The 13,494-nt window shown below is 38.2% G+C and carries 12 protein-coding genes; 11 read left to right on the forward strand and 1 reads right to left on the reverse strand.

Annotated features, from left to right (window positions below):
* Positions 1–84: 84 nt before the first annotated feature.
* The 9 genes from dxs (at position 85) to AAGS61_RS12015 (ending at position 10,313) form a co-directional block, all read left to right on the forward strand.
* Positions 85–1,974, forward strand: a complete 1,890-nt coding sequence (gene dxs, locus AAGS61_RS11975; RefSeq protein ID WP_391371930.1) for a 1-deoxy-D-xylulose-5-phosphate synthase — start codon at positions 85–87, stop codon at positions 1,972–1,974.
* Complete coding sequence (locus AAGS61_RS11980) at positions 1,971–2,792, forward strand: TlyA family RNA methyltransferase (protein WP_391371933.1); 822 nt, start codon at positions 1,971–1,973, stop codon at positions 2,790–2,792. Before dxs ends, AAGS61_RS11980 begins: the two co-directional genes overlap by 4 nt.
* A gap of 224 nt (positions 2,793–3,016) precedes the next feature.
* The gene (gene ahrC / locus AAGS61_RS11985; protein WP_391371936.1) at positions 3,017–3,466 is read left to right on the forward strand and encodes a transcriptional regulator AhrC/ArgR; all 450 of its coding nucleotides are present in this window, start codon (positions 3,017–3,019) and stop codon (positions 3,464–3,466) included.
* Positions 3,467–3,481: 15 nt separating this feature from the next.
* Positions 3,482–5,173, forward strand: coding sequence for a DNA repair protein RecN (gene recN, locus AAGS61_RS11990; RefSeq protein WP_391371938.1), 1,692 nt, complete (start codon positions 3,482–3,484; stop codon positions 5,171–5,173).
* Between the two features lie 222 nt (positions 5,174–5,395).
* A complete protein-coding gene (locus tag AAGS61_RS11995) occupies positions 5,396–6,331 on the forward strand; it encodes a SpoIVB peptidase S55 domain-containing protein (protein WP_391371941.1) in 936 nt (311 codons plus the stop codon).
* A 243-nt stretch (positions 6,332–6,574) separates the two neighbouring features.
* Complete coding sequence (gene spo0A, locus AAGS61_RS12000; protein WP_391371944.1) at positions 6,575–7,366, forward strand: sporulation transcription factor Spo0A; 792 nt, start codon at positions 6,575–6,577, stop codon at positions 7,364–7,366.
* Between the two features lie 124 nt (positions 7,367–7,490).
* Positions 7,491–7,733, forward strand: a complete 243-nt coding sequence (locus AAGS61_RS12005) for a hypothetical protein (protein ID WP_391371947.1) — start codon at positions 7,491–7,493, stop codon at positions 7,731–7,733.
* Between the two features lie 292 nt (positions 7,734–8,025).
* Positions 8,026–9,597 carry a DUF342 domain-containing protein gene (locus AAGS61_RS12010; protein ID WP_391371950.1) on the forward strand — a complete coding sequence of 524 codons (1,572 nt, stop codon included), beginning with the start codon at positions 8,026–8,028 and terminating at the stop codon, positions 9,595–9,597.
* Positions 9,597–10,313, forward strand: a complete 717-nt coding sequence (locus AAGS61_RS12015; RefSeq protein WP_391371952.1) for a glycerophosphodiester phosphodiesterase — start codon at positions 9,597–9,599, stop codon at positions 10,311–10,313. Before AAGS61_RS12010 ends, AAGS61_RS12015 begins: the two co-directional genes overlap by 1 nt.
* Positions 10,314–10,390: 77 nt before the next feature.
* Here AAGS61_RS12015 and AAGS61_RS12020 read toward each other — a convergent pair whose 3' ends face one another.
* Positions 10,391–10,642: a DUF2627 domain-containing protein gene (locus AAGS61_RS12020; protein ID WP_391371955.1), complete on the reverse strand. Its 252-nt coding sequence runs from the start codon at positions 10,640–10,642 to the stop codon at positions 10,391–10,393.
* Positions 10,643–10,929: 287 nt separating this feature from the next.
* Between AAGS61_RS12020 and AAGS61_RS12025 the strand changes: the two genes are divergently transcribed.
* Positions 10,930–12,024, forward strand: coding sequence for a Leu/Phe/Val dehydrogenase (locus AAGS61_RS12025; RefSeq protein ID WP_391371958.1), 1,095 nt, complete (start codon positions 10,930–10,932; stop codon positions 12,022–12,024).
* Positions 12,025–12,077: 53 nt separating this feature from the next.
* Positions 12,078–13,493 carry a dihydrolipoyl dehydrogenase gene (gene lpdA, locus AAGS61_RS12030; RefSeq protein ID WP_391371961.1) on the forward strand — a complete coding sequence of 472 codons (1,416 nt, stop codon included), beginning with the start codon at positions 12,078–12,080 and terminating at the stop codon, positions 13,491–13,493.
* Position 13,494 lies beyond the last annotated feature (1 nt).

The raw sequence follows: 13,494 nt of genomic DNA on the forward strand, positions 1-13,494 counted from the left end.
CGTTTTATTCTCACGTTTAACACTGTTATAATAGAACAATATCGCAAACACGGTGAATAAATAGATGAAAAGGTGTGTGTAGAGATGGATTTAAACACGATTTCTAGTCCATCCTTTTTAAAAGGCTTGAATAATAAACAATTAGAGGCACTTGCAAAAGATGTTCGTGCATTTCTAATTGAAAAATGTTCTGTCACTGGAGGTCACATCGGTCCAAATTTAGGTGTAGTCGAACTTACAATCGCTTTACATAAAGCGTTTAATAGTCCAGCAGATAAATTTTTATGGGACGTAGGGCATCAAGCCTACGTGCATAAAATTTTAACAGGACGTGCCAGTCAGTTTGATACATTACGTCAGTATAAAGGACTGTGTGGATTCCCGAAGCTTGTAGAAAGCGAGCATGATGAATGGGAAACAGGACATAGTTCAACGTCTTTATCCGCTGCAATGGGGATGGCAGCAGCTCGTGACATCCGAAAGGAAAAAAATTATGTGGTGCCAATTATTGGCGATGGTGCACTGACAGGTGGGATGGCACTTGAAGCACTAAACCATATTGGTCATGAAAAAACGAATATGATTGTCATTTTAAATGATAATGAAATGTCTATTGCTCCTAACGTTGGTGCATTACATGGCGTATTAGGTCGCTTGCGTACGGCAAGAGAGTACTCTAAGGCCAAGGAAGAACTGGAGCGCTTAATGTATAAAATTCCAGTTGTCGGTGATAAATTAGCGGCAACGGCGGAGCGTGTAAAAGATAGCTTGAAATATTTAGTTGTATCAGGCGTTTTCTTTGAGGAAATGGGCTTTAAATATTTAGGGCCAATTGACGGACACGATTTTGAAGTGTTAGAAGAGACGTTAGAATATGCTAAAAAAGTCGAAGGTCCAGTCCTTGTTCACGTCATTACGAAAAAGGGTAAAGGGTACAAACCAGCAGAAGAAGATACAGTTGGTACATGGCATGGAACGGGTCCATATAAAATGGAGAACGGTGAGTTTGTGAAGTCAGCTGTAAAAGGTCCAGCTTGGAGTAGCTTAGTGGCAGAGTCCGTTCGTAAATGTATGAAGGACGATGAACGAATCGTAGCGATTACACCGGCAATGCCAGTGGGCTCTAAACTGGAAGGCATTCAAAAAGACTTTCCAAATCGATTCTTTGATGTTGGGATTGCAGAACAGCACGCTGCAACAATGGCTGCAGGTCTTGCAACGCAAAAGATGAAACCGTTTTTAGCGATTTACTCGACGTTTTTACAACGCGCATATGATCAAGTACTTCATGATATCGCACGTCCGAACTTAAATGTCTTTATCGGGATTGACCGTGCAGGCTTAGTTGGGGCAGATGGAGAAACGCATCAAGGGGTATTTGATATTTCCTTCTTGCGTCATATTCCGAATATCGTGCTTATGATGCCGAAAGATGAAAACGAAGGGCAGCATATGGTAAAAACAGCGCTTGAGTATGACAATGGCCCAATCGCGCTACGCTATCCACGTGGTAATGGATTAGGTGTTCCGATGGATGCTGAAATGAAAGCATTGCCAATTGGTTCATGGGAAGTGCTACGTGAAGGAAAAGATGCAACCATTCTTACATTTGGTACAACAATTCCAATGGCACTAGAAGCGGCAGAAAAACTAGCTTCACAAGGTGTGCAAGTAAAGGTTGTCAATGCGCGCTTTATTAAGCCAATGGATGAGGAAATGCTGCATGGATTAATGCAACACGGTGCACCAATTTTAACGATTGAAGAAGCCGTTTTGCAAGGTGGATTCGGTAGTGCAGTATTAGAGTTTGCGGCAGATTATCAATACAAAGTTGATATTGATCGTATCGGTATTCCGGACAAATTTATTGAACACGGCAGTGTCGATCAATTACTTGAAGAAATTAATGTCACAACAGAAGAAACAGTACAACGTATCAATGCGTTACTTAAAAAGCGGGTAGGAACAATATGACGAAACAACCAAAAGAACGTGTAGACGTTCTATTAGTGGAGCGTGGGCTGTGTGAAACACGTGAAAAAGCAAAGCGCTCCATTATGGCAGGACTCGTCTATTCCAATGAAACGCGCATCGATAAAGCAGGTGAAAAAATTGTTATCGATGCGCCGCTTCAAGTGAAGGGTTCTGACCTAAAATATGTGAGTCGTGGTGGATTGAAGCTTGAAAAAGCATTACAAATTTTCGATATGTCAGTCGAAGGAAAGTTAATGCTTGATATCGGCTCATCTACAGGCGGCTTTACAGACTGTGCTTTACAAAATGGAGCAAAACATTGCTATGCGCTAGACGTAGGCTCTAACCAATTAGCGTGGAAAATTCGTTCAGATGAACGTGTAACGGTCATGGAAAAAACAAATTTCCGTTACACAAAGCCGGAAGACTTAGTAGAAGGTTTACCGGATTTTGCAACGATTGATGTGTCATTTATTTCACTGTCACTTATTTTGCCGGTATTAAAAACGGTATTAATGCCTGGTGGCGATGTAATGGCACTTGTGAAGCCACAGTTTGAAGCAGGGAAAGAAAATGTCGGTAAAAAAGGCATCGTCCGCGAGCCTAAAATTCATTTAGCTGTGCTTGAGCAAACAGCTACAATGGCAACAGAAGTAGGCTTTGTCGTAGTAGACGCCTCTTTCTCGCCTATTACAGGTGGCGAAGGAAATATCGAATTTTTATTCCATTTAAAAAACCCAAAAGACGGTGAAGAATTGACACCGTTTACGGATTTTACACGTGTTGTAAATGAAGCACATGCACAACTAAAATCATGAAGAAATACAGCTCACTCTTAAATAGAGTGAGCTGTTATTGTATGCTCATACGTATGGCTAAAAAGACAAAATCTTATACGTAGGATTTTGTCTTTTTGAATTTTCTTAAAACTCACAAAGTATTGAAATAAACGCTTTTCTCGCTGCTATATTCAATTTTTCTTGTTTTTTTTTTATGCAAATGTTAGTGTAAATATACAATTAATTTTTCATGAGGTGAAGATATGAACAAAGGTCAACGTCATATTCGAATTCGCGATATTATTACAAATAATGAAATTGAAACACAAGATGATTTAGTTGAGCATTTAAAAAATGCAGGCTACAATGTGACACAAGCAACGGTATCACGTGATATTAAAGAGCTGCATTTAGTAAAAGTACCACTACAAGACGGTCGTTATAAATACAGCTTACCAGCAGACCAACGCTTTAATCCAATTCAAAAATTACAGCGTGCATTAGCAGATGCATTTGTTTCCATTGACGGAGCATCGCATTTTCTAGTAGTGAAAGCTTTACCTGGAAATGCTAATGCTATTGCAGTATTACTAGACCATTTAGATTGGAATGAAATTTTAGGCACGATTTCAGGAGACGATACGATTTTAATTATTTGTCGAACGGAAGAAGACCGTGAAGAAATTAAAAACAAGCTATTAGACATGCTTTAATTTGGGGTGGTATTTTTGTTACGAGAGCTGAGTATTCGAAACTTTGCCATCATAGATGACTTGACTGTTAGTTTCTTTGATGGCTTAACTGTGCTTACAGGGGAAACGGGAGCAGGAAAGTCTATTATTATCGATGCTGTTCATCTGTTAGCAGGTGGACGAGGATCGTTAGAGTTTATCCGTCACGGGGCGCGAAAAGCGGAGCTAGGCGGTTTATTTCAAATTTCAAATGATGATCATCCGATTTATGCAAAGTTAGAAGAGGCAGGTATTGAAGCAGAGGAAGGAACCATTATTTTACGACGCGATTTAAACGATAACGGGAAAAGTGTTTGTCGTGTAAATGGTAAATTAGTGCCACTTTCTGTGCTTCGTGATATTGGTGGCAGTTTAATCGATATTCATGGACAACATGAAAACCAAGAGCTGATGGATGAGAAACGTCATATTAATTTACTCGATCATTTTGCACAGGATGAGTTGCAAGAAGTAAAAGCGCAGTATCAAGCACTTTATGAATCGTATCGTGAATTGAAAAGAGAAGTACAAGCACTTAATTTAGACGAGCAGCGTACAGCACAGCGTATCGATTTATATCAATTCCAAATTAATGAATTAGAAGAAGCGGCATTAAAAGTGGACGAGGAAGAACAGTTAACGGAAGAACGCCGCCGATTAATGAACTTCCATAAAATTTTTGAACGCGCAAATGTTGCCTATCAAGCTATTTTGGGTGAAGCGCAAGGGCTTGATTTTATCGGCAATGCGATGCGCGCGCTTGACGATATTGCAAGTCTTGATACGAATTTTAAAGAAGCATCAGAAGCGGTCACATCGAGTTTTTATGCATTGCAAGATGCCGCTTACCAAATTCAACATGTACTAGATGATTTAGAATTTGACCCAGAGCGTATGAATGAAGTAGAGCAACGTTTGGCACAATACCAAGCAATGAAGCGTAAATACGGTACGACGGTAGAAGAAATTTTAGCGTATCACGCGAAAATCGAAGAAGAATTAATGCAGCTCATTAATCGTGATGAAACGATTCAACAAAGTGAAAAGCGCCTTCGTGACATGGAAGAGAAATTAAACCGCCTTGCTGAACAGTTAACGGCTATTCGAAAAGACAGTGCGATCGTTTTAAGTGAAGCCATTATGAGTGAACTACGGGTGCTTCATATGGAAAAAGCGAAGTTTATCGTTCATTTTGAAACGTTAGAGCAATTTGATGTCAACGGCAAGGACGACATTGCTTTTTATATTTCAACAAATGTGGGGGAACCGCCAAAATCTTTACCAAAAATTGCGTCAGGTGGAGAACTTTCACGTATGATGCTTGCATTAAAAACCATTTTTTCGTCGTCAAATGGCATTACATCTATTATTTTTGACGAAGTGGATACAGGCGTAAGTGGGCGAGTTGCCCAAGCGATAGCTGAAAAAATTGTAGATATTTCCGTTAACTCACAAGTACTATGTATTTCCCATCTCCCACAAGTGGCGGCAATGGCAGATCATCATTATTATATTAAAAAACAAGTCGAACATGATCGTACATTTACGACTGTTACAGAAATTAAAGGCCAAGCACGTATTGAAGAAGTGAGCCGCATGATGAGCGGAGCTGAAATTACTGATTTAACACTTCAACATGCAACAGAGCTGATTGAAATGGCCAAAGAACGAAAACAAGTCATAAATTAATGAACTAAGGCAAAGTCGAATTTTCGATTTTGCCTTTTTTTATGGATAGTAAAGGGAATGTTTTATATATTCTAACGTACATCATTTTACCTTGTTAACTGCGTGATATCTGCTTTTTTGTTAATGAACTGATGTAAAGGATATGTCTTTGACATGTGACCTTATTTTTCCGTTCATAAACGATTAAAAGTGCTACAAGCTAATGAAAAAAGGAGGTGGATTATGAAGCGACTTTTCCATTCATTGTTACTTGTTTGGTTAACTTTATTTACGTTTGTCATGCCGATTGAGGCGAAAAAGCTTATACCGATGGGACACACAATTAGTGTTCAATTACAAATGCCGCATTACTATGTAATAAATGACGTTCTTCTTAATAGCGGCGATTGGTTACGTAAAAGCGATCAGTTACTAAAAGTTGATGGGCAAGACATACAGGCATTAAAAGATCAAAAAATTTCATCGAATAAAAGCGTTAAGCTTGTGTTGCAACGAGGAGAAAAGCAACATACCGTTCAAGTAACGGGGAATGAATTTCAACAATTAGTAAGCTTTATGAAAAATCAAACAGATGGAGTTGGTACTTTAACCTATATCGACCCTGAACGTTTAGAGTATGGTGCGCTAGGACATCAAATTTTTGATCATTCTATAGATGTTACCCCTAAAGTATTAAAAGGATCACTCTATTTAGCAAACATTGCCCAAATAAAAAAAAGCCGCCCTGGAGAGCCTGGCTACAAAATCTCAAGTAACGAGCGGCATGAAGGAGAAGTTGGCAATGTATTATCAAATGAAGCGTACGGCATTTTTGGCAAATGGCAACAACCTCTACAACAAAGTCTGTATCCACCACTAGAAATTATACATGGAAATGAAATTAAAATAGGTCCGGCGAAAATGCTCACTTCTATTGAGGGCTCTAAAATTGAAAGTTTTTCTATCAATATCCACAAAGTGACAAATGAAACGTTTCAATTTACTGTAACGGATGAGCGACTTTTGCAAAAAACGGGTGGCATTATACAAGGCATGAGTGGTAGCCCAATTATACAAAATGATCAATTTATCGGTGCTGTAACGCATATGTTCGTGGAAGAACCACAAAAAGGTGCGGCAATCACCATTGTGGAAATGATAAAAAAATCCCCTAATTAATGTCGGAATGACTACACTTTAAATAAAAGTGTAGTCATTTTTACTTTTTTTTAATAAAATATTTGTGACGAAAGTTTGACGAGTGAAAGATAAAACAATTTTTCTGTCGTTTTTAGAGGAATCTATAATACTACATAATCATTTTGCTCTATTTAGAAAGGTTTTTTGTAGAGGTTGTCGAATTAGAAAAAATGTGTCAAATTAACAATGTTTTTTATGGAAAAATCACTAGGGGGAAATATTATGTCAAAAATTAAAATTGCCATTGCAGATGACAATCGAGATCTGATTAAAATGATGGAGGCCTATTTTGATAATCACGAAGAGATTGAAGTGATTTTTACTGCATCAAACGGAAAAGTTTGCATTAAGATGTTAGAACAGTATCGGCCAGATGTGTTGCTCCTAGATATCATTATGCCTCATTTAGATGGGATGGGTGTACTAGAGGCGATGTATAATGACGAAAAGCTAGCTAATATCCCTGTTATTATGCTCACTGCGTTTGGACAAGATGATGTGATGAAGATGGCTGTAAATTACGGAGCTTCTTATTTTATGTTGAAGCCATTTGAATTTGAGCAATTGGTACAAAAAATTACCCATGTTGCAGGGGTGAAAGTAGAGTCGGAAAAACGAAAGAGCGTTTTACAACCAACACAAAATAAAAAGATGGATCAACGCCAGCTCGATACAACTATTACAGCCATTATTAAAGAAATAGGTGTGCCAGCACATATTAAGGGCTATGCTTATTTACGAGAAGCTATTCAAATGGTTTATTATGATATCGAGTTATTAGGTTCTGTAACCAAAATTTTATATCCAGAAATTGCGAAAAAGTTTGGAACAACTTCATCTAGGGTCGAACGTGCTATTCGCCATGCGATTGAGGTAGCATGGAACAGAGGAAGCTATGAAACCATTTCAGAAATGTTTGGTTATACAGTGCATCATATGAAATCAAAGCCTACGAATAGTGAATTTATCGCCATGATCGCAGATAAAATTCGCATTGAAATGGTCGCGAGTTAAGAAATCAAGTAGCTATGCTCTTCATAAGAGGGAGGCGCACTTTTACAACATCACCCAGTTTTAATGATGCTCAATAAAGGTAATAAATGTTAAATCTTGTCATAATATCGTAGGAGGGATCCAATTGATTACAGACGGCTTACTACGTGCATTTGATTTAGCAGCACTTCATAAAATAGACGTTCGAACACTCAAAAATATTCAACGGATAGTAGAAAATGAAGTAAACTGTAATGGCATGGTAGCAGATGATATTACAATTCAAATTGTGATGTATTTGAAATATTGCAAAGAAGCGGTAACAAATACTATGACTGTACAAGATTTAAAACGAGAAATTACCATTATTGAGAAAAAGTGCATTTAAAAAGTAATGTTTAAAATGTTTTCTTTTAGGTGAAAAGTTGTTAGTGATTTGTACTTTTTTTAAATTATCCTTTGCCTCTAGGCACTCTAAGTTAAGAGTGCTTATTTTTATGCCTTTTTTAATAAATTATTGATTTTTTCTGAAATATTAAACTACAGTAAATAGTTATAAAGGGGTGGTTGGAAAGGTGTTTATGTGAGGTAAAAGAAGCTTGTTGAATAATTTGCTATTTCTTGCTAAACAAAACTTTTAAGATTGTATATACTAGTTTACAAGGGAAAGGAGGATTTACGTGATCGTCTTTATAAATGATTTTTTTGAAATTACCGAACAGAACGGGAAGGTATATTTAAAGACTATGAAGTCGGGATTCCCTTTAAAAGATTTTGACGCTATTTTACGTAGTTTTCCTCGTATTAAGTTAACGAATTTTGCTGTATTAAAAAATGTTTTATCAAAAGAAAATGCAACACCTGTCGAGGTTGGTCAATGGTTACCAAACCTTGAAATTGAAGTATCTCGCGATAAAATGTATGCTTCCTTATTCATACATGAAACACCCGATTTTATTCGCAGGAATCAACAACAATTACATGCACAAATTAATCAATTATTAGAAGAAAAGCGTATTGTTCATGGTATTTTGCCTATACATATGGAAAATATTATGCCAGGAAAGGCGATATTGATTGCACAAGGAACACCGCCTGTGAAAGGTGAAGATGCCAAAATTACTTATTTAGAAATACCTGAACGCAAGCCTGTCATACGAGAAGATGGAAAAGCAGATTACTATGATATGAATTTTATTTTTGAAATTCAAGAAGGCTCTTGGTTAGGAGAAAAAATCCCACCGCAGTCAGGGCAGGAAGGGAAAAATGTATATGGAGAGCTGCTACCTGCCGTATCAGGACGAGATGCACCGCTAAAATATGACCACAAATCTGCATATGAATGTGACGAGGATGGGAAAGTAGTTCTCCGTTCGCGTATATCTGGCGTATTAGAGCATCTACAAGGTCAAATTTCTGTCAATCATCACTTGCCGATTAACGGGGATGTAGGGATTGAAACAGGGAATTTACAGTTTGATGGTTCGATTACGATTCGTGGGACCATTCAAAATAGTTTTTCTGTTACTGCAAAAGGGGATATTTCCATTGAAGGACCAGAAGGTGTATCAGGTGCGAAGTTAATTAAATCCATTGATGGTGACATTTTTATTCGCGGTGGTATTTTTGGTTTAGGTGAAACTCGGATAGAAGCAGGGGGCAGTATTTTCGTTAAGCATGTGAATGAAGCAAACTTAATAGCAGGCAACGAGATTCATATAGGTTTTTATGCGATTGGTTCGTACTTAAGAGCACATTCTATTTTAGTAGATGAGCGTAAAGGTAAAATAATTGGTGGTACAGCCATTGCCAATAGCCAAATTGTTACAGCGATTTCTGGTAATCGTTTAGAGCGTCGTACGGAATTGATTATCCATAGCATTAATAAACAAGAAGCCTATGCCATTATTCAAGAAAAGGCAGCATATTTAAAGACCTTACAGGAAGAAGTTTTATCCCTTGAAGAACAAGTAGGTCGTCTAAGTGCTATTGCAAACCGACTAAATACGCAACAAATCGCCGCTTTTGAACAAGCAAAATTGAAGTTAAAACAGTATAATGAAGAAGCATTAGAAATTGACCATGAAATTAAAAAAATGATGAATGACTTACGTAACGTAGGAAAAGAAGAAATTTATGTAACAAAAGAAGCTAATGCGGGAACTTATATCCAAATTGGTAAAAAGTCATCTATTCTTTCAAAAATGACAAAGGGAAAATTTGCTTTAGAGTTTGGAGAGTTGAACGTTTAATGACAAAATATATCCCTGTTTATGCGCATCGGGGGGCGTCTGGGTACGCTCTTGAAAATACGTTTGAAGCGTTTGACAAGGCACGTATATTAAAAGCAGATGGTATTGAATTGGATATTCAACGTTCGAAGGATGATGGATTATTTGTCTTTCATGATTTACATTTAAAGAGGCTGACGGGTGTTAGTCAGTTTATAAACGAGTGTACAGCTGAAGAAGTAAGTAAGCTCAAATTAGGGCGACGTTTTATTCGTCTGTTTGCTAGACAGAGAATTCCGACTTTAGAAAAAGTGTTCCATTGGGCTAATGGGCATCATATGCCGTTAAATATTGAACTAAAAGAATCTTTAATTGAGAATATCATGCCGTTCATTCGTCTGTTAAAAACAGTTGATTTGCCTAAAGGAAGCCACGTATCTTCCTTTCATGACGAACTGTTGCGTGCGGTCAAGGTACATTGCCCTCATATAGAGACGGCCATCATCGTGACGAAGAAGTTTGAGTGGGACCGATTGCATGAGATGCATTATATTAATGCTGTGCACGCACACAAAAAATATTATCAACCGCGCTTTTTAGACATCTGTCAAAAGGCAAATAAGCCGATGCGTTTTTATAGTATTCGCGGAAATGAACATTTTTTAGCATTGCCTCATCCGATTGTCGAAGGGTGGATTACAGACTATCCTGATCGGGTAGTAAAGCGCCAGGCTTAGCGGAGAGTACAGTATAAATTTTATGAATAGGTGCATAAGAAAAAGACACATCCCGATCAAGGTCGAGATGTGTCTTTTTAATCTTGAGATGTAGGTTTACGTTGCCATCGTGGTGCTACTTTCCCTTTTTTACGATCACGGTGAAGTAGGAAGCCCGCAAAGAAACCGAAGCCGGCTAAGAAGAAAATAATCCCGACAACGAATTGTAACCAAAGCCAAGGAAATGGGGAAATTAAATTACTGAATAACGTATCACGCATAAATTTAATTCCAGCAGCAGCCATTAAGCCGGGAATTAATAGAACGATAAACGCTGCCATACGAGCCATACAAAAACCCTCCTAATCATAATTTCATTGTACAATGGTCATAGTGAAAGTCAAGAATCGACCACTTTCTCTTTCTACTAAAATGACATCTAATAAGTTTTGAAAAATTAGAATATTCTTAATAAAAGACTTTTGTGTATTTTTATTTGCGTTCATTCCCAATAGAAAGTATTGTAAATTTATAAGGCAAATTATTATTGCTTTATAAGTATGTCCTCTACATAAAGTAGAAAAAATAATTTAATTCGAGTAAGTTTTGAAGATTTTATTAAGGAGGGTATAAGTATATGGAGATTTTTAAGTACATGGAAAAATACGATTATGAGCAGCTTGTGATTTGTCAAGATCAAGAATCGGGCTTAAAAGCAATTATCGCCATTCATGATACAACGTTAGGTCCGGCACTAGGTGGCTGTCGTATGTGGACATATGCGTCTGAAGAAGAAGCGATTGAAGATGCATTACGTCTTGCACGGGGCATGACATATAAAAATGCCGCAGCCGGGTTAAATCTTGGTGGTGGGAAAACGGTCATTATCGGTGATCCATTTAAAGATAAAAATGAAGAAATGTTTCGTGCATTAGGGCGATTTATTCAAGGGTTGAATGGTCGCTATATCACAGCGGAAGATGTAGGGACAACGGTTTCTGATATGGATATCATTCATGAAGAAACAAATTATGTAACAGGGATTTCACCAGCATTCGGTTCATCTGGAAACCCATCCCCTGTAACGGCATATGGTGTGTACTTAGGGATGAAAGCAGCTGCACTAGAAGCGTTTGGTAGTGAAAGTTTAAGCGGGAGAAAAATTGCTGTACAAGGTTTAGGAAATGTTGCGTATACATTGTGTGAGTATTTATATAATGACGGTGCCGAACTCATTGTAACCGATATTAATGAAAAAGCGATTGATCGCGTAGTAGAGAAGTTTGGTGCTATACGAGTAGCGCCACATGAAATTTATGAACAGGATGTCGATATTTTTGCGCCTTGTGCATTAGGTGGAATTATTAATGATGAAACGATTTCGCAACTGAAAGTGAAAATCATCGCTGGCTCTGCGAATAATCAATTAAAAGAATCACGCCATGGCGATATTTTACATGAGCAAGGTATTCTCTATGCACCTGATTATGTAATTAATGCTGGCGGGGTGATTAACGTAGCGGATGAGCTTTACGGTTATAACCGTGACCGTGCAATGAAACGTGTAGAAACGATTTATGACAGCTTAATAAAGATCTTTGCTATTTCAAAAGAAGAAAATATTCCAACATATATTGCAGCAAACCGTTTAGCTGAACAACGCATTGTCAGAGTTGCAAAGTCACGTAGTCAGTTTTTACGAAATGAGAAAAGCATTCTAGGTGATAGATAGTTCATAGTGGGAGTGAAGTATACTTCACTTCCCCTGTCTTAAGGGGGATGTATATGGCAAAAGAATATGATGTGGTCATTTTAGGTGGCGGGACAGGTGGATATGTGGCAGCCATTCGTGCTTCGCAGTTAGGGTTAAAAGCAGCAATTGTGGAACGTGATAAGCTTGGTGGTACGTGCCTTCACAAAGGATGTATTCCAAGTAAAGCGCTATTAAGAAGCGCAGAAATTTATAGCCAATCGAAAAAAGCGCATAGTTACGGGGTTGATGTGGCAGGAGTTACATTAAACTTTGAAAAGGTACAACATCGAAAACAACAAATCGTTGAGCAACTTTATAATGGTGTTCAGCATTTAATACAGAAGGGGAAAATAGACGTTTATCACGGAACAGGGCGTATTTTAGGACCATCCATTTTTTCACCATTGCCAGGGACGATTAGTGTGGAAATGCAGGACGGTACAGACAATGAAATGCTTATACCGAAAAACGTCATCGTTGCAACGGGATCACGCCCGCGCATGTTGGATGGGGTAGATGTTGACGGACAAACGATTATCACATCAGATGAGGCATTACAATTAAAGACGTTACCGAAATCAATCATCATTGTCGGTGGGGGTGTAATCGGCATTGAATGGGCATCGTTGCTTGCTGATTTTGACGTCGCAGTGACCATTGTAGAATATGGAGAGCGTATTTTACCTACGGAGGACGTAGATATTTCCTCGGAAATGACAAAACTATTAAAAAGACGCAATATTCGTATTTTTACTAGTGCAATCATCGATACGAGCACAATCGAAGTTTCGACTAAAGAAGTTACATGTTCGCTAAAAACAGGAGAAGTATTGACAGCTGAAAAAATGTTGCTATCCATTGGTCGTACAGCAAATATTGAAAACATTGGCTTAGAAAATACTGAAATCGAAATTGAAAACGCTTGCATAAAAGTCAATGCACATTTTCAAACGAAAGAGCATCATATTTATGCAATCGGAGATGTGATCGGTGGCATGCAACTCGCACATGTTGCCTCATATGAAGGGATGCGAGCGGTAGAGCATATAGCTGGATTAAAAAATGAAGCACTACATTATTCCAATATAGCTCGCTGTGTGTATGGGCACCCAGAGATTGCGAGTGTTGGCTTAACAGAAATGCAGGCACAGGAGCAAGGGTTTGAAACGAAAGTGGCTACATTCCCATTTAAAGCAATTGGAAAGGCGCTTGTCTATGGAGAAGCGGAAGGGTTTGCCAAGGTAATTGCGGATCGTCACACAAATGATTTGTTAGGTGTTCATCTCATTGGTCCTCACGCGACAGATTTAATTTCAGAAGCGGCACTGAGCTTATTTTTAAATGCAACACCTTGGGAGATGGGCGCGACTATTCACCCGCATCCATCACTGAGTGAAGTGTTAGGTGAAGCAGCACTTGCTATTGAAGGGAAGGCTATCCATTTTTAAC

Source organism: Lysinibacillus sp. KU-BSD001, assembly GCF_042920265.1.
Taxonomy (GTDB): domain Bacteria; phylum Bacillota; class Bacilli; order Bacillales_A; family Planococcaceae; genus Lysinibacillus_B.

What these genes read in the sequence shown, in the direction of transcription:
- dxs (WP_391371930.1), top strand. Translation starts at nt 85, where the DNA reads ATGGATTTAAACACGATTTCTAGTCCATCCTTTTTAAAAGGCTTGAAT.
- AAGS61_RS11980 (WP_391371933.1), top strand. Translation starts at nt 1,971, where the DNA reads ATGACGAAACAACCAAAAGAACGTGTAGACGTTCTATTAGTGGAGCGT.
- ahrC (WP_391371936.1), top strand. Translation starts at nt 3,017, where the DNA reads ATGAACAAAGGTCAACGTCATATTCGAATTCGCGATATTATTACAAAT.
- AAGS61_RS11995 (WP_391371941.1), top strand. Translation starts at nt 5,396, where the DNA reads ATGAAGCGACTTTTCCATTCATTGTTACTTGTTTGGTTAACTTTATTT.
- spo0A (WP_391371944.1), top strand. Translation starts at nt 6,575, where the DNA reads ATGTCAAAAATTAAAATTGCCATTGCAGATGACAATCGAGATCTGATT.
- AAGS61_RS12015 (WP_391371952.1), top strand. Translation starts at nt 9,597, where the DNA reads ATGACAAAATATATCCCTGTTTATGCGCATCGGGGGGCGTCTGGGTAC.
- AAGS61_RS12020 (WP_391371955.1), bottom strand. Translation starts at nt 10,642, where the DNA reads ATGGCTCGTATGGCAGCGTTTATCGTTCTATTAATTCCCGGCTTAATG.
- AAGS61_RS12025 (WP_391371958.1), top strand. Translation starts at nt 10,930, where the DNA reads ATGGAGATTTTTAAGTACATGGAAAAATACGATTATGAGCAGCTTGTG.
- lpdA (WP_391371961.1), top strand. Translation starts at nt 12,078, where the DNA reads ATGGCAAAAGAATATGATGTGGTCATTTTAGGTGGCGGGACAGGTGGA.